11 protein-coding genes are annotated in these 16,152 nt (G+C 64.3%); all 11 read right to left on the bottom strand.

What is annotated here, in order from left to right; all coding sequences use genetic code 11:
* Positions 1 to 7: 7 nt before the first annotated feature.
* A complete protein-coding gene (metH, locus tag O1Y97_RS09260; RefSeq protein WP_318763818.1) occupies positions 8 to 3,817 on the bottom strand; it encodes a methionine synthase in 3,810 nt (1,269 codons plus the stop codon).
* 161 nt (positions 3,818 to 3,978) lie between these two features.
* Complete coding sequence (locus O1Y97_RS09255) at positions 3,979 to 5,634, bottom strand: GMC family oxidoreductase (RefSeq protein ID WP_318763817.1); 1,656 nt, start codon at positions 5,632 to 5,634, stop codon at positions 3,979 to 3,981.
* 11 nt (positions 5,635 to 5,645) lie between these two features.
* The gene (locus O1Y97_RS09250) at positions 5,646 to 6,422 is read right to left on the bottom strand and encodes a 3-ketoacyl-ACP reductase (RefSeq protein WP_318763816.1); all 777 of its coding nucleotides are present in this window, start codon (positions 6,420 to 6,422) and stop codon (positions 5,646 to 5,648) included.
* Complete coding sequence (locus tag O1Y97_RS09245) at positions 6,419 to 7,924, bottom strand: GMC oxidoreductase (protein ID WP_318763815.1); 1,506 nt, start codon at positions 7,922 to 7,924, stop codon at positions 6,419 to 6,421. Before O1Y97_RS09245 ends, O1Y97_RS09250 begins: the two co-directional genes overlap by 4 nt.
* Before the next feature lies 1 nt (position 7,925).
* Positions 7,926 to 9,044: an ABC transporter ATP-binding protein gene (locus tag O1Y97_RS09240; protein WP_108607066.1), complete on the bottom strand. Its 1,119-nt coding sequence runs from the start codon at positions 9,042 to 9,044 to the stop codon at positions 7,926 to 7,928.
* Between the two features lie 4 nt (positions 9,045 to 9,048).
* Entirely contained in the window at positions 9,049 to 9,930 is an 882-nt protein-coding gene (locus O1Y97_RS09235; protein WP_108607065.1) for a carbohydrate ABC transporter permease, read from the bottom strand.
* Entirely contained in the window at positions 9,927 to 10,844 is a 918-nt protein-coding gene (locus tag O1Y97_RS09230) for a carbohydrate ABC transporter permease (protein ID WP_108607064.1), read from the bottom strand. Before O1Y97_RS09230 ends, O1Y97_RS09235 begins: the two co-directional genes overlap by 4 nt.
* Before the next feature lie 67 nt (positions 10,845 to 10,911).
* Positions 10,912 to 12,165 carry an ABC transporter substrate-binding protein gene (locus O1Y97_RS09225; protein ID WP_318763814.1) on the bottom strand — a complete coding sequence of 418 codons (1,254 nt, stop codon included), beginning with the start codon at positions 12,163 to 12,165 and terminating at the stop codon, positions 10,912 to 10,914.
* Between the two features lie 83 nt (positions 12,166 to 12,248).
* Complete coding sequence (locus O1Y97_RS09220; protein ID WP_318763813.1) at positions 12,249 to 13,769, bottom strand: aldehyde dehydrogenase family protein; 1,521 nt, start codon at positions 13,767 to 13,769, stop codon at positions 12,249 to 12,251.
* The gene (locus O1Y97_RS09215; RefSeq protein WP_318763812.1) at positions 13,769 to 14,548 is read right to left on the bottom strand and encodes an enoyl-CoA hydratase/isomerase family protein; all 780 of its coding nucleotides are present in this window, start codon (positions 14,546 to 14,548) and stop codon (positions 13,769 to 13,771) included. The genes O1Y97_RS09220 and O1Y97_RS09215 overlap by 1 nt, the downstream gene beginning before the upstream one ends.
* On the bottom strand, positions 14,541 to 16,151 hold the full coding sequence (locus O1Y97_RS09210; RefSeq protein WP_318763811.1) for an acyl CoA:acetate/3-ketoacid CoA transferase: 1,611 nt from the start codon (positions 16,149 to 16,151) through the stop codon (positions 14,541 to 14,543). The genes O1Y97_RS09215 and O1Y97_RS09210 overlap by 8 nt, the downstream gene beginning before the upstream one ends.
* Position 16,152: the final 1 nt, after the last annotated feature.

Genomic DNA, 16,152 nt, shown 5'->3' with positions numbered 1-16,152 from the left:
GCTCCGACTATTCCGCCGCCTCGGCGAAGGCGGCAGGCACATAGTTGAGGATCGGTGCCAGCCAGCGCTCCGTCTCTGCAACCGACATGCCCTTGCGCTTGGCATAGTCCTCGACCTGGTCGCGCTCGACCTTGGCGACACCGAAATAATAGCTTTCCGGATGCGAGAGATAGAGGCCCGAGACCGACGAGCCCGGCCACATCGCCATGCTCTCCGTCAAAGTCACGCCGGCATTGTTCTCGGCGTCGAGCAGGCGGAACAAGGTCGTCTTTTCGGTGTGGTCGGGCTGCGCCGGATAGCCGGGCGCCGGGCGGATGCCGTGATAGGCCTCGCCGATCAGCTCGTCGCCCGACAGGCTTTCGTCCGTCGCATAACCCCAGAACTCCTTGCGGACGCACTCGTGCATGCGCTCGGCGAAAGCCTCGGCGAAGCGGTCGGCCAGCGCCTTGACCATGATCGAGGAATAGTCGTCGTTGGCGCGCTCGAAGCGCTCGGCGATCGCCACTTCCTCGATGCCGGCGGTCACCACGAAGCCGCCGACATAGTCGGCCTTGCCGCTGTCGAGAGGAGCTACGAAGTCCGACAGCGCGACATTCGGCCTGCCGTCGCGCTTGGTCAATTGCTGGCGCAGGGTGAAGAAGCTCGCGAGTTCCTTCGAGCGGCTGTCGTCGGCGAACAGCCTGATGTCGTCACCGACAGTATTGGCCGGCCAGAAGCCGATCACCGCCTTCGGCGCGAACCACTTCTCGTCGATGATCTTCTTCAGCATCGCTTGAGCGTCTTCGAACAGCTGGCGCGCAGCCGCACCCTGGTTCTCGTCCTCGAGGATCTTGGGGTAGCGGCCCTTGAGCTCCCAGGTCTGGAAAAACGGCGTCCAGTCGATGTAGCGGGCGAGCTCGGCGAGATCCCAGTTTTCGAACACCTTCGTGCCGAGGAAGCTCGGCTTCGGCGGCGTGTAGCCGGTCCAGTCGGACTTGTGCGCATTGGCGCGGGCCTTTGCCAGCGGCAGCCGCTGCTTGTCGGCCTCCGAGCGGGCGTGCGCATCGGCGACCTTCTTGTATTCCGCCTGCACGGTTTCGACGTAGCCCTGCTTCGCCTCGGCCGACAACAGGTTGGAAACCACGCCGACCGCGCGGCTGGCGTCGGTGACATAGACGGCTTGGCCGCGCTCGTAGCGCGGGTGAATCTTGACCGCCGTATGGACGCGGCTGGTGGTGGCACCGCCGATCAGCAGCGGGATGTCAAAACCCTCGCGCTCCATTTCGGCCGCGACATGGGCCATCTCGTCGAGCGACGGCGTGATCAGGCCGGACAGGCCGATGATGTCGACATTCTGCTCCCGCGCGGTCTGCAGGATCTTGGTTGCCGGCACCATGACGCCGAGATCGATGATCTCATAGTTGTTGCAGGCGAGCACGACGCCGACGATGTTCTTGCCGATGTCGTGGACGTCGCCCTTGACCGTCGCCATCAATATCTTGCCGGCGGTCTGGCGCTCGCCATTGTCGATGCCCTTGGCGGCGTTGGCAGCCTTCTCCGCCTCCATGTGCGGCAGAAGCCCGGCAACCGCCTGCTTCATGACGCGGGCAGATTTCACCACCTGCGGCAGGAACATCTTGCCGGCGCCGAACAGGTCGCCGACGACGTTCATGCCGGCCATCAGCGGCCCTTCGATGACATGCAGCGGACGTTCCGCCTTCAGCCGCGCCTCGTCGGTGTCGGCGTCGATGAACTCAGTGATGCCGTTGACCAGCGCGTGGCTGATGCGCTGCTCGACCGGCCAGTCGCGCCAGGCGAGATCGCGCTCCTTGGCTTCCTTGCCGGCCGTGCCCTTGTAGCGCTCGGCCAGCTCGAGAAGGCGTTCGGTCGCGGTGCCGCCGGCCTTGGGCAGGCGGTTGAGAACGACGTCCTCGCAGGCTTCGCGCAGCTCCGGATCGATCGATTCATAGACCGCCAACTGCCCGGCATTGACGATGCCCATGTCCATGCCCGCCTGGATGGCGTGGTAGAGGAACACGGCATGCATGGCCTCGCGCACCGGCTCGTTGCCGCGGAACGAGAAGGACAGGTTGGACACGCCGCCCGAGATGTGGACGTGCGGCAGGGTGCGGGTGATCTCTCGCGTCGCCTCGATGAAGTCGACGCCATAATTGTCGTGCTCCTCGATGCCAGTGGCGACCGCAAAGATGTTGGGATCGAAGATGATGTCTTCAGGCGCGAAGCCGGCCTGCTCGGTGAGCAGCTTGTAGGCGCGGGTGCAGATCTCGACCTTGCGCGCCTTGGTGTCGGCCTGGCCCCGCTCGTCGAAGGCCATGACGACAACGGCAGCACCATAAGCGTGGCAGAGCCGGGCATGATGCAGGAAGGCTTCCTCGCCCTCCTTCATCGAGATCGAGTTGACGATCGCCTTGCCCTGCACGCATTTCAGGCCGGCCTCGATGATCTCCCATTTGGAGCTGTCGATCATCACCGGCACGCGCGCGATGTCGGGCTCGGCGGCGATCAGGTTGAGATACTCGACCATCGCCTTCTTCGAATCGATCAGGCCCTCGTCCATGTTGATGTCGATGATCTGGGCGCCATTGGCGACCTGGTCGCGCGCTACCTCGAGAGCGGCCACATAGTCTCCCGCCGTGATCAGCTTGCGGAACTTGGCCGAGCCGGTGACGTTGGTGCGCTCGCCGACATTGACGAACGGGATCTCGTCGGTGAGCGTGAACGGCTCGAGGCCCGACAGCCGCATCTGCGGCTTCAGTTCCGGTATCTGGCGCGGCGGATGCTTGGCTACGGCTTCGGCGATGGCCCGGATATGCTCCGGCGTCGAACCGCAGCAGCCGCCGGCGACGTTGATCAGGCCCTCGCGCGCGAATTCCTCGACCTGGGCGGCCATGAATTCCGGGCTCTCGTCATACTGGCCGAAGGCATTGGGCAGGCCGGCATTGGGATAGGCGCAGATGAAAGTCTCGGCGACGTCGGACAATTCGGAGAGATGCGGCCGCATGGCATTGGCGCCAAGCGCACAGTTGAGGCCGACGGTGAAGGGGTTGGCGTGGCGGATCGAGTTCCAGAAGGCGGTCGGCGTCTGGCCCGAAAGCGTGCGGCCGGACAGGTCGGTGATCGTACCGGAGATCATCACCGGCAGGCGCACGCCCTTTTCGATGAAGATCTCTTCGCAGGCAAAGATCGCAGCCTTGGCGTTCAGCGTGTCGAAGATCGTCTCGATCAGGATGATGTCGGAACCGCCGTCGATCAGGCCGCGCAGCTGCTCGCCATAGGCGATGCGCAGGTCGTCGAAGCTGACGGCGCGATAACCGGGATTGTTGACGTCGGGCGAGATCGAGGCGGTGCGGTTGGTCGGCCCGAGCGCGCCGGCAACGAAGCGGCGCTTGCCATCCTCCTGTTGGGCGCGGATCGCGGCACGACGCACCAGCCGCGCGCCGTCGCGGTTGAGCTCGTAGACCATGTCTTCCATGCCGTAGTCGGCCTGGGCGATCGAGGTCGATGAAAACGTGTTGGTCTCGATGATGTCGGCGCCGGCCTTGGCGTATTTGTAGTGGATTTCCTCGATCGCCTTGGGCTGGGTCAGGATCAAAAGGTCGTTGTTGCCCTGCTGGTGGCAGGCGCAGCCGGTGAACTTGTCGCCGCGGAAATGGTCCTCATCGAAGCCCAATCCCTGGATCTGGGTGCCCATCGCGCCATCAAGGACGAGAATTCGTTCGCGCGCCGCAGCCTTGAGCGCGGCCATCACCTCCGAACCGTCCGGCCTGGCGGACACGGCCCCAAACAGGGCGTCGAGGGAGGAGGCGTTTTGCGACATTTTACGTCCTTTCGGCGACAAAGCCGTCAGGTCACATAAAGACATCTTTATGTCAATATGTCGATAGGCAAACGGGCGCAATTGTTGCCCGCCGGCCCTTGCTGCGTCCGCGCTTCCAGGTAGCGCAGCGGTCCGGTACTCATCGTGCGCCGTGGAGCCGGCTATCTCACCTCGGCCCGCGCCCGCGGCCGCGCATCGTTGCGCTCGTGGGTGAAGATCGCGGCCGGCAAGGGCTCGCGGTTGCGGATGATGTCCGCACCCTTCTCACCCACCATGATCGTCGGCCCGTTGGTGTTGCAGGACGGCACGCGCGGCATCACCGAGCTGTCACAGACGCGAAGGCCCTCGATGCCCCGCACCTTGAGCTCGAGGTCGACCACGGCCATGTCATCGGTGCCCATCTTGCAGGTGCCGACAGGGTGATGATCGGTCTTGGCATTGGCGCAACCATAGTTGAACAACTGTTCCTCAGTCACGACACTCGGCCCCGGCAACCGCTCGGCCAGCACGAAGGGCTTGAGTGCGGCCTGCTGCATGATCTCACGCGCGACCCTGAGGCCTTCGATCGACATCTTGCGGTCGTGCGGATCGGCCCAGTAGTTCGGGTCGATCAGGGGAGCGGCCGCCGGATCGTTCGAAGCCAGCCTCACCGTGCCGCGTGAACGCGGATGCAGATAGGCTGAATTCAGCGTCACCCCCGCATTCTTGAGACGCGCCACGCCCGCCTCGATGCCCGAGCCGAGCCCAAGGTGGAACTGGATATCGGGCGAGCGCGCATCGGGATCGGCATACCAGAACCCGCCCGTCTCGAAGAGGCTTGATGTCACCGGCCCGGTACGGAACAGCACATATTGCAGCCCCGCCCACAGCGTGCGGTGCAGCTTGGCGACGTTGTCGTAGGTGTGATCGCCGGTGCATTCGGAGATCACGAACAGGTCGAGGTGATCCTGCATGTTCTCGCCGACGCCCTTGAGGTCGTGCATGACCGGCACGCCGACGCTCTTCAAATGATCGGCGGGGCCGATGCCCGACTGCAGAAGCAGTTTGGGCGAGCCGATGGCGCCCGAGGACACCAGGACCTCGCGCTCGGCGCGGATGATTTCGGTGCTGCTGCCGTTGGCGATCTCGACGCCAACCGCCCTGCCCTTCTCCACCACGATGCGGCTGACCTGGGCACTCATCCGAACGGTCAGGTTGCGCCGATCCTTGATCGGCGCGAGATAGGCCATGGAGGCCGAAGAGCGGCGCTTGTTGCGCTGGGTCAGCTGGTAGAAGCCGACGCCGGCTTGCTGGCGGCCGTTGAAGTCGTGGTTGTAGGGAATGCCCAATTCCTGCCCGGCGCGGATATAGGCGTCGCAGATCGGCAGCGCCGCCGACGGCATCGACACGCCCAGCGGCCCGCCATAGGAATGGTAGTCGTCGGCAAAGCGCTGGTTGTCCTCGCAGCGCTTGAAATAGGGCAGCACCGAGCGATAGTCCCAGCCGGTGCAGCCGTCCTCGCTCGCCCAGAGATCGTAGTCGACGGCGTTGCCGCGCGTGTAGAGTTGGGCGTTGATGCTGGAGCCGCCGCCGATCACCTTGGCCTGGGTATAGCGCAGCACGCGGTTCTTCATGTGCTTCTGCGGCACTGTCTCCCAGCCCCAGCTCGCCACGCCCTTGGTCATCTTGGCAAAGCCTGCCGGCATGTGGAACAGCGGGTTCCAGTCGCCGCCGCCGGCTTCCAGCAGCAGCACACGCACTTCAGGGTCCTCGCTCAGCCGATTGGCGAGCACGCAGCCGGCCGGGCCGGCACCAGTGATGATGTAGTCGTAGCTCATCCCGAAAACTCTCAGAGACGCGCGACGGACAATGCGCCGTCGGCCTTGATGATGGTGCCCGTGGCGAAGCCGAAGCTGCCGCTGGCAAGGGCTGCCGCGATGCGGCCGATATCGTCCGGCTCGCCCCAGCGTTTGATCGGCACAAGCCCGTCGCCGATCAGCCGGTCGTATTTTTCCTGGACCTTGGCCGTCATGTCGGAGCGTATGATGCCGGGCCGGATCTCGAACACGTCGATGCCGGAGCTCGCCAGCCGGAGCGTCAGCCCTTGCGTAAAGGCGGAGAGCCCGGCTTTCGACATGCAGTAGTCGAGCCTTTCCGGCGAGGTCATCTCGGCCGAGATCGAGGTGATGTTGATGATCGATCGCCGCTGGCTCGGCTGCGACATGGCCAGCATGGCGCGCAGTACCGCTTGCGTGAAGAACACCGTGCCGCGCAAATTGACCGCCATGATGGCATCGAAATTCTCGGGCGAAAGCTCGAGGAAATCGCCGCGCACCTTGGACGCGATGCCGGCATTGTTGACCAGGCAGTCGAGCCGCCCGAAATGATCGGCGATCTTTTCGACCGTCGCTGCATGGCCGTCGATCGCAGCGAGATCGGAGACGGCGAACAGAACCTTGGCGCCGTGCTTTTCAAGGCCGGATACGGCCTCCACCGCGGCCTGATCCTCTTCCCGGTCGGTGATGGCAAGATCGAAACCGGCTTCGGCCAGCGCCTTGGCCACCGCCAACCCGATGCCGCGGCGCGCGCCGGTCACCAGCGCCACGGGTTTCGCCTGGATCCTCATGCCGCGAGATCCTTCCTGGCAATATGGTCGGCGACGCGCAGCGCCTGCGCCGCGATCGTCAGCGCCGGATTGACCGCCGCCGAGGTCGGCAGGAAGCCGGCGTCGACGACAAACAGGTTCGGATGATCGAAGGCACGGCAAAAGACGTCGAGCGGCGCCTGCGCAGAGTCGTTGCCGATGCGCACCGTGCCGCACTGGTGCGACGGCGTGCGCTTGTCGAAGGCGCGAGAGACCACGATTGGAAATCCGGCACTGCGCAGCACCTGCTTGAGCTTGGCCACCAGCCGCTCATGCGCCTCCCAGTTGCTGCGCACCCATTTCAGCACGATGCGGTCGCCATCGACCATGATGCGGCTTTCGGGCGACGGCAGGTCCTCGCTCATGGCGTAGAAGTCGATCGAATGCGCGGTCACCCGGTCGAGCAGCCACTCCGGCACCGAAGGCATCGCACCCTTCAGGATCGTTCCCGAGATGCGTCCGAGCAGTTGCACATTGCCCAACGGCGGCCCGCCCTCGCCGTCGGAGAGGTAGAAATCGTTGAAGCCGAAGGTCTTCTGGTAGATCGAGTCGTTGCGGAACCACGGGCTCATGGCGATCACCGCCGTCGAATTGTGGTTCATGAAGTTGCGGCCGACCTGGTCGGAGCGGTTGGCGAGCCCGGTCGGATTGCTGTCGTTGGCCGAGCGCAGCAGCAGCACCGCCGACTGCACCGCACCCGCAGACAGGATCACCAGCTTGGGCTTCAGTACGGCGGCCTCACCGTTGCTGACATAGTGAACAGCGACGATCCGGCCGTCCGGGCCGCTCTCCAGCCGCGTCACCCGCGACCCGGTTTGGAGCTTGACGTTGTCATGCTTCAGTGCCGCCGCCAGCGCCGTCGTCTCGGCGTCCATCTTTCCGTCAAAACTGTTGGGGTGCGCGTCCCACGGCGTCTTGCCCTTGGCCAACCAGCGCTCGATGTCGACACCGAGCGGCAGCGAGAAGGGATGCACGCCCTTGGCCTTGAGGCGCGCCCGCACCTTGGAGATCGCCGGCTCGTCGGCGACCGGCTTCAACCCATAGGGCTTCGAATGCACCGGCTCGGTCGGGTCTTCGCCTAGCGCGCCGCGCACCTGGTAGAGCTCTTCGGCCAGGCCGTACCACGGCTCCAGCTCCTCATAGGCAATCGGCCATGCCGGCGACACACCGTCGAGATGCTGCATCTCGGCAAAGTCCTCGCGGCGATAGCGCGTCAGCACGGCGCCGTAGAATTTCGAATTGCCGCCGACATTGTAGTAGTTGCCGGGGTTGAAGCCGGTGCCGTCGGCCTCGTACCAGGTCTCGTCGGGCCGGAAGTGCCCGCGCTGGAAGATGGCGCGCTGGTCGCGGTTCTCCGGCCGGTCCTCGATATGGCCGCCGGCTTCGAGTATCAGGATTTCGGCCCCGGTCGCGGCGAGCCCGGCGGCAACCGTCGCCCCTCCGACCCCCGAACCGATGATGACGATGTCAGGCTGTCCGGACATGTCAGGCGATGCGCAGCTGGCTCTTGGGGTCGAAGAACACCGCCTTGTCGAGATTGAAGGCAAGCTTGGTCTTCTGGCCGGCATGGATCGCCGCATCGGCACGCAGGCGCGCCACCACTTCCTTGCCGCCGAGCTTGGTGACGGCAAAGGTGTCGGAGCCTGCCGGCTCGACCACCTCGATCAGGCATTCGCCCTCGGCGATCGACTTGGCGTTTCGGTCGGCACCGTCGGGGTCGGTCAGCGCTTCCGGGCGCACACCGAAGATGATCTCCTTGCCCGCGTAAGCGCCGAGCGCGCCATTGGCCAGCTTGATCGGCAGCGCCAGCGGCTGGTCGCCAGGGCGATCGAGGATGACGCTAAGGCTGCTGCCCGCCCCACCTTCGAGACGGCAATTGAGCAGGTTCATCGCCGGCGAGCCCATGAAGTCGGCGACGAACATGTTGGCCGGGCTGTTGTAGATTTCGGCCGGCGTGCCGAACTGCTGCAGGATACCGTCCTTCAGCACCGCGATCTTGGAGGCAAGCGTCATCGCCTCGATCTGGTCGTGGGTGACATAGACGATGGTCGTCTTCATGCGCTGGTGCAGGCGCTTGATCTCGGTGCGCATGTCGACGCGCAGCTTGGCGTCGAGGTTCGACAGCGGTTCGTCGAACAGGAACACCTGCGGATCGCGCACCAGCGCCCGGCCCATGGCCACACGCTGGCGCTGGCCGCCGGAAAGCTGGCTCGGCTTGCGGTCGAGCAGGTGGCCGATCTGCAGGATGTCGGACACCTGCTTGATTGCCTTGTCGCGCTCGTCCTTGGGCACGCCGCGGATTTCCATGCCGAACGCGATGTTCCCTGCCACCGTCATGTTCGGGTAGAGCGCATAGGACTGGAACACCATGGCGATGTCGCGCTTGGACGGATGCAGACCGGCCACCGACTTGCCGTTGATAGCGATCTCGCCCGAGGTGATCGGCTCGAGCCCGGCGATGGTGTTGAGCAGCGTGGACTTGCCGCAGCCCGACGGCCCGACGAGCACCAGGAAACCGCCCTTGTCGATCTCGATATTGATGTCCTTGAGGATCTCTACCTGGCCGTAGTTCTTGTAGAGATTGCTGATCTTGAGAAACGACATGGGCTTACCCCTTGACCGCGCCGGCCATCAGGCCGCGCACGAAGTAGCGTCCGGAGACGATGTAGACGATGAGGGTGGGCAGGGCGGCGAGGATCGCGCCGGCGAAATGCACGTTGTATTCCTTCACGCCGGTCGACGAGTTGACCAGATTGTTCAGCGCCACTGTCAGCGGGATGGAATTGAAGCCCGAGAACGACGAGCCGAACAGGAAGTCGTTCCAGATGTTGGTGAACTGCCAGATGACGGTGACGACGATGATCGGACCCGACGACGGCAAAAGGATGCGCCGGAATATCTGGAAGAAGCTGGCGCCGTCGATCTGCGCCGCCCTGACCAGCTCGGTCGGGAACGCCTCGTAATAGTTGCGGAAGAACAGCGTGGTGAAGCCGAGGCCATAGATGGCGTGGATCAGCACCAGCCCGGTGATGGTGCCGGCAAGGCCTGTCAGGCCGAGGATGCGGGCCGAGGGGATCAGCACGATCTGGAACGGGATGAAGCAGGCTAGCAGCATCAGGCCGAAGACGATGTTGTCGCCCTTGAAGCGCCACTTGGTCAGCACATAGCCGTTGAGCGCGCCGAGGATGGTCGAGAGCGCAACCGCCGGCACGACCATCAGCACAGAATTGATGAAGTAGGGCTTCAGTCCAACCGGCTGAACGCCGATCTGCGCGGTCGACCAGGCCGACAGCCATGGCGCGATGGTCCATTGCTTGGGCAGCGCCAGCATGTTGCCCTGGCGGATTTCGTCCAGCGGCTTCAGCGAGTTCACCACCATGACGTAGAGCGGCAAGAGGTAGTAGATCGCAAAAAGGATCAGCACGACATAGATGATGGCGCGGACGAAGATGCTGTTGCGCGTGGCGACGTCCTGGGAAGCGGCGCTCATTTCTTCTTCCCCCCGAGCTCGGAGTACAGATAGGGCACGATGATGGCGAAGATCATCATCATCATGATGATCGCGGACGCCGCGCCCATGCCCATTTCGTTGCGGCCGAAGGTGAACTTCTGCATGAACAGCGCAGGCGTCCACGTCGCGGTGCCTGGCCCGCCGTCGGTCATCGCCACCACAAGGTCGTAAGACTTGATGGCAAGGTGGGCGAGCACGACAAAGGCCGACAGGAACACCGGCCGCATCAGTGGAATGATGATTCGGCGATAGATCGTCAGCGTCGAGGCGCCGTCGATCTGGGCCGCCTTGATGATCTCGTTGTCGACGCCGCGCAGGCCGGCGAGGAACATTGCCATGACGAAGCCGGACGACTGCCAGACCGCAGCGATGACGATGGTGTAGATCGCCATCTGGCCTTCCTTGATCCAGCGGAACGAGAAGCTCTCCCAGCCCCATGACTGCATCACGTGCTCAAGGCCGATGCCGGGATCGAGGAACCACTTCCAGGCGACGCCGGTGACGATGAAGGAAAGCGCCATCGGGTAGAGATAGATCGGCCGCAGGAAGCCTTCGCCCCGGATCTTCTGGTCGAGGAAGATCGCCAGCGCCAGCCCGATGAAGCTGCAGACGACGATGTACAGCACCGAGAAGATGGCGAGGTTCTTCAGCGCCGTGATCCAGTTGGGATGGTTGAACAGCCTGACATAGTTGTTCAGGCCGACCCAGGTCGAAAAATCGGGCAAAAGCTTCGAGCCGGAAAACGACAGGAAGCCCGTGAAGACAATGAAACCGTAGACGAAGATCAGGATCAACGCGAAGCTCGGCGCCAGCACGATCTTCGGCAGCAGGTCCTGCAACGTCGCGCGCGGGTTCGTTACCGCGCGGGGTGCGGTCGTGGTGAGATCGGCCATGGGTCCAGCCTCTGGGTTGTCAGGTCAGGATGTGCCCCGGCCGAAGCCGGGGCACGAAAGCAGGCGATCAGCCTTTTGCAGCGGCAACCGCTTCGGCCAGCGCCTTGGCGGCAGCCTTGGAGTCGAGCTCGCCGTTGAAGTGGCGAGTGACGACGTCATAGAGCGCGTTCTTGACCGCTGCAGGTGCGGCGTAGCCATGGGCCATGGAGCCGAACAGCTTGCCGGCGGAGCTGGCTTCCGCCAGATCCTTGATGCCTTTCTTGCCGCAATCGTCGAAAGCGGTGTCAGGCACGTCGGTGCGTGCCGGCACCGAACCCTTGACCACGTTGAACGACGACTGGAAAGCCGGGTCCTCGATGTCGGCGGCCATCTGAAGCTGCGCCTTCTTCTTGTCGTCGCCGACCTTGAACATCATGAACATGTCCGAGTTGAAGGTGACGGCGCCCTGCGTGCCGGGGAAGCGGATGCAGACGAAGTCGGTGCCCGGCTTCTGGTTAGCCTTCAGGAACTCGCCCTTGGCCCAGTCGCCCATCATCTGCATGCCGGCCTTGCCCTCGATGACCATCGCCGAGGCAAGATTCCAGTCGCGGCCAGAGAAGTCCTTGTCGACATAGCCCTTGAGCTTGGTCATGCGGTCGAAGGCTTCGACCATCTTGTCGCCGCCGAGCGCCGCCGGGTCGAGGTCGATCATCGACGACTTGTAGAAATCGGTGCCGAGCGACAGCACGACGGCGTCGAAGATGGTGGCATCCTGCCAGGCCTGGCCGCCATGGCCGAGCGGGGTGATGCCGTTGGCCTGCATCTTGTCGAGCACCGCGATGAGTTCGTCCCAGGTCTCGGGCGCCTTGCCGCCGGCGGCGTCGAGCGCCTTCTTGGAGATCCAGACCCAGTTGGTCGAGTGCACGTTGACGGGTGCTGCGATCCACTTGCCGTCATGCTTGGCGAAGTTCTGCAGCGCTGCCGGGACGACCTTGTCCCAGCCTTCCTTGTCGGCCACTTCGCCGAGATCGCCGACCACGCCCTGGTTGGCCCAGTCGGTGATGTCGAAGCCAAGCGCCTGCACGGCGGTGGGCGGATCGCCCGCGGTGACGCGAGCACGCAGCGCGGTCATCGCCGCTTCGCCGCCGCCGCCGGCAACCGGCATGTCCTTCCAGGTCACGCCCTGGGCCTCGAGGTTTTTCTTCAGCACGTCGAGTGCCGCAGCTTCGCCGCCCGAAGTCCACCAATGCAGCACTTCGACGCTTTCCTCGGCATGTGCCATCGGCATCGGCGCGGCAAACAGGGCCGCCACAGCTGCCGTACTCATCAAAAACTTACGCATTCCAGTTCCTCCCGGGTTGCAAGTTCCTCACGCATCATTGCGTGACATAAGTTCCCCTTGGCCCCGCCTCGGGGAATTCCTCCTCAGGTCCGCGCCTCCTTCGGCATCCAGTGGCCGGTGCGCGGTCCGATATGCATGTTGAGCGTCTTGGTCTCGGTGTAGTCCTCCACCGCATGGCGGCCGAGCTCGCGGCCGATGCCCGACTGGCGATAGCCGCCGAAGGGCAGTTCCGAAGCGCCATCCATGAAGGTGTTCATCCAGACGGTGCCGGCCCGCACACGGCGGCCGACCGTCAGGCAGGTGTCGAAGTCGCGGCTCCACACGCCGGCCGACAGGCCATAGTCGATGGAATTGGCGATGCGGATCGCCTCGTCAGTGGTCTCGAAGGCAAGCACCGAAAGCACCGGTCCGAACACCTCCTCGCGCGCCACCGCCATGTCGGGGGCGACCGACGACAGGATCGTCGGTTCCATGAACTGGCCAAGGCCGAGATCGGCGGCAGAACCGCCGATGGCGACATCAGCGCCATTGTCGCTCGCACTTTTCACGTAAGTGACGATCTTCGCAAGATGTTGCGGCGTGATGATAGCACCAACCTGTGTCGAAGGGTCCAGCGGATCGCCAACCTTGACCTTCGCCGACAGCGCCGCCACGCGGCTAGTCACCTCGTCGACGATGTCGCGATGGACGATCAGGCGCGAGCCGGCATTGCAGCATTCGCCGGCGTTGAAATAGGCGCCGAAAACGGCCGCATCGATGAAGTCGTCGAGATTAGCGTCGGGGAACACGATCTGCGGGTTCTTGCCGCCAAGTTCCAGCGACACCTTCTTCAGCGTTTGTGCGGCGTTCGCCATGGTTAGCCGGCCGATGCCGGTCGAGCCGGTGAACGACACCATGTCGATGTCGGGATGGCTGGTCAGCGGCGCGCCGGCTTCCGGGCCGGTGCCGACGATGATGTTGACCACGCCATCGGGTACGCCGGCGGCCCCCAGGATCTCGCCCAGCACCAGCGTCGAAGCAGACGTCAGCTCCGATGGCTTGACGACCGCCGTACAGCCGGCCGCCAACGCGAAGGGCAACTTCTGGCTGACGATCAGGAATGGGAAATTCCATGGCGTGATGATCGACACCACGCCGATCGCCTCGCGCAGAACCACGCCCAGCGTGCCGTCGCCCAGTGTGTTGTAGGTTTCGCCATGCAGGTCACGGGCAAGGGCAGCGGCGTAGCGCCAGATGTCGGCAGCGCCGCCGAGTTCGCCCTTGGCCTGCGAGATCGGCTTGCCTGACTCAATGCAGTCGAGGAAGGCCAGTTCATCGGCACGCTCGTCAATGATGTCGGCGGCCCTGAGCAGGATGCGCGAGCGCTCGGCACCGGTCATGCGCGGCCAATGGCCGTCGTCGAAAGCTTTCCGTGCGGAAGCAATGGCGCGGTTCGCGTCGACCGCCGTCGCAGCCTCGTAGCGGCTAACAACGGTGCCGTGGCCGGGGCTGGAACGCTCAAGAATCTTGCCTTCGGCGCCGGCGGTCCACTTGCCGTCGATCAGCATCTTGAACTCGCGGACCTTGAAGCCGTCGAGCGGCTTGGGGCGCATCAGGACCGTCATCACCATTCTCCTGCAAATTTGGCGGCGCGTTTCTCGCTGAAGGCCGCGAGCCCCTCCTTGAGGTCGCCGGTCTTGGCCACGAGAATCGAGCCCAGCGCCTCGACGGCGGTGCCATTGTCTTCGTCGTTCGCGGTCGCGATCATCAGTTTTGCGACCTCGACTGCCGCCGGGCCGCGTGCCGCGATACGCACCGCATAGTCGCGCGCGGCAGCCACCGCTTCACCGGTCTCGACCACATGGTCTACCAGCCCGAGCACTGCCGCCTCGTCGGCGGAAAAAACCTCGCCGCCCAGCGCCATGCGCCGCACCACCTGCGCGCCGGCGCGCCGCACCAGCCGCTGCGTGCCCGACCAGCCCGGCACCATGCCGAGCCCGGTCTCCGGCAGGCCGATCTTGACGTGGCGTTCGGCGATGCGGATGTCGGCGGCTATCGCCAGCTCCAGCCCGCCGCCCAGCGCATGGCCGTTGATGGCAGCGATCAATGGAACGCGCAGCGTGGCCAGCCGCTCGAACACGCGGTGGCCGAAGCGCACCCAGGCGTGGCCGAACTCGTTGGGCGACATGCCGCCCCAGGCCTTGATGTCGCCACCGGCCGAAAATGCCTTGCCCTCACCGGTGAGGATCGCGACACGAATCTCCGCATTGGCCTCGACCTCGTCGCAGGCAGCCGACAGTGCCTTCAGCATGTCGATGTCGAAGGCATTGAGCTTGTCGGGCCGGGCCGCCGTGATGACGGCAACGGGGCCGTCGAACGCCACCTTGATGCGCTGGTCAGCCATGGACTCCCTCCAGCCTGCGTTCGGCCTTGCGCGGCAGGGTCAGCCCGATTGGCGCCTCGGCAAACAGGGAAGAATCCATCTGCTTGAGCTTGTCCGAGACGATCAGCGGGAACTCCGACTGATCGAGGATATGCGCCTGCAGATCGACGCCCGGCGCGATCTCGGTCAGCACGACGCCCTCGGGCGTCAGCTTCATTACACAGCGCTCGGTGACGTAAGTAATGTCCTGGCCCTGCTCGACAGCGCGACGACCGGAGAAGGTGACGTGCTCGACTTCGTTGACCAGCTTCTTGAGCTTACCTTCCTTCTCCACCACCAGTTTGCCGCCAGCGATATCGAGCTTGGCACCGGCATTGAACATGCCGGAAAAGACGATCTTTTTCGCCCGCGCCGTGATGTCCACGAAGCCGCCGGCACCGGCCGTCACATGCGGCCGGAAACTGAGCTTGGAGACGTTGACCGAGCCGCTGCGGTCGATCTCGAGGAAGGACAAGAGCGAGGCATCGAAGCCCGCACCCTGGAAATAGGTGAACTGATAGGGCGATGGCATGAAGGCGTCGGCATTGGAGGAACAACCAAAGGCGAAGTCGAGCAGCGGCACGCCGCCGACAGCCCCCTGCTCGATCACCCAGGTGACCTCGCCATGCAGCCCCTCTTCGAGCAGGATGCGCGGCACGTTGGCCGAGATGCCGAAGCCGAGATTGACGGCGCTGCCGGCTTCCAGCTCCTGCGCCACGCGGCGCGCGATGACCTTCTGGATGTTGAATTCGGGCACGCGAAAACTGTCGAGCGGGCGCATGATCTCGCCCGAAATCGCCGGATCGTAGGCCGTCTGCGTCGTCTGCTTCTGCTCGGGGTCTACGACGATGTAGTCGACAAGCATGCCGGGCACGCGCACATCGTGCGGCCTGAGCGACCCGTCCTTGGTGATGCGCTTGACCTGGGCGATGACGATGCCGCCATTGTTGCGCGCGGCGAGCGCCTGGTCGAGACCACCGAGATAAGCACCCTCGTGCTCGTAGGTCAGGTTGCCGCGCTCGTCTGACGTCGTCGCGCGGATGATCGCCACTTGCGGCTTGATCGCCGGGAAGAACAGCCAGTCCTCGCCCTCGAAGCTGATCTTCTTGACCAGCGGTTCGGCCGCGGCGCGCGCATTCATGGCGCAGCCCTGGCGCTCCGGATCGACGAAGGTGTCGAGCCCGACCTTGGTCATCACGCCCGGCCGCTTGGCCGCGGCCTCCCGATGCATGTCGAACATGATGCCCGAGGGAACGTTGTAGGCCGCCACCTCCTCGTTGCCGATCATTTGCCAGATCAGCGGCGGTTCGGCGCTCGACGGACCAGACGGATAGGAGCCGCCGATGATCTTCTTCAGCAGGCCTTTTTTGGCGATATGGTCGACGCCCTTGATGCCGCTCATGTCGCCGGCGGCGATCGGGTGCAGCGTCGTCAGGTCGCGCGGATGGCCCGTCGCCTCGAAGCGCTCGCCGATCGCCTTCAGCATCAAATCGGGGCAGCCGAGCCCGCTCGACGACGATACCGAGACAACAGCGCCGTCCGGAATAAGTGCTGCGGCCTGAACTGGGGTGATGTGCTTGCCCATG

Source organism: Aminobacter niigataensis, from assembly GCF_946995915.1.
GTDB classification, from domain to species: Bacteria; Pseudomonadota; Alphaproteobacteria; order Rhizobiales; family Rhizobiaceae; genus Aminobacter; species Aminobacter niigataensis.
This window is presented reverse-complemented; position numbering and strand designations above follow the sequence as displayed.

Coding starts and splice junctions, on each gene's coding strand:
- metH (WP_318763818.1), bottom strand. CDS start 3,817: ATGTCGCAAAACGCCTCCTCCCTCGACGCCCTGTTTGGGGCCGTGTCC.
- O1Y97_RS09255 (WP_318763817.1), bottom strand. CDS start 5,634: ATGAGCTACGACTACATCATCACTGGTGCCGGCCCGGCCGGCTGCGTG.
- O1Y97_RS09250 (WP_318763816.1), bottom strand. CDS start 6,422: ATGAGGATCCAGGCGAAACCCGTGGCGCTGGTGACCGGCGCGCGCCGC.
- O1Y97_RS09245 (WP_318763815.1), bottom strand. CDS start 7,924: ATGTCCGGACAGCCTGACATCGTCATCATCGGTTCGGGGGTCGGAGGG.
- O1Y97_RS09240 (WP_108607066.1), bottom strand. CDS start 9,044: ATGTCGTTTCTCAAGATCAGCAATCTCTACAAGAACTACGGCCAGGTA.
- O1Y97_RS09235 (WP_108607065.1), bottom strand. CDS start 9,930: ATGAGCGCCGCTTCCCAGGACGTCGCCACGCGCAACAGCATCTTCGTC.
- O1Y97_RS09230 (WP_108607064.1), bottom strand. CDS start 10,844: ATGGCCGATCTCACCACGACCGCACCCCGCGCGGTAACGAACCCGCGC.
- O1Y97_RS09225 (WP_318763814.1), bottom strand. CDS start 12,165: ATGCGTAAGTTTTTGATGAGTACGGCAGCTGTGGCGGCCCTGTTTGCC.
- O1Y97_RS09220 (WP_318763813.1), bottom strand. CDS start 13,769: ATGACGGTCCTGATGCGCCCCAAGCCGCTCGACGGCTTCAAGGTCCGC.
- O1Y97_RS09215 (WP_318763812.1), bottom strand. CDS start 14,548: ATGGCTGACCAGCGCATCAAGGTGGCGTTCGACGGCCCCGTTGCCGTC.
- O1Y97_RS09210 (WP_318763811.1), bottom strand. CDS start 16,151: ATGGGCAAGCACATCACCCCAGTTCAGGCCGCAGCACTTATTCCGGAC.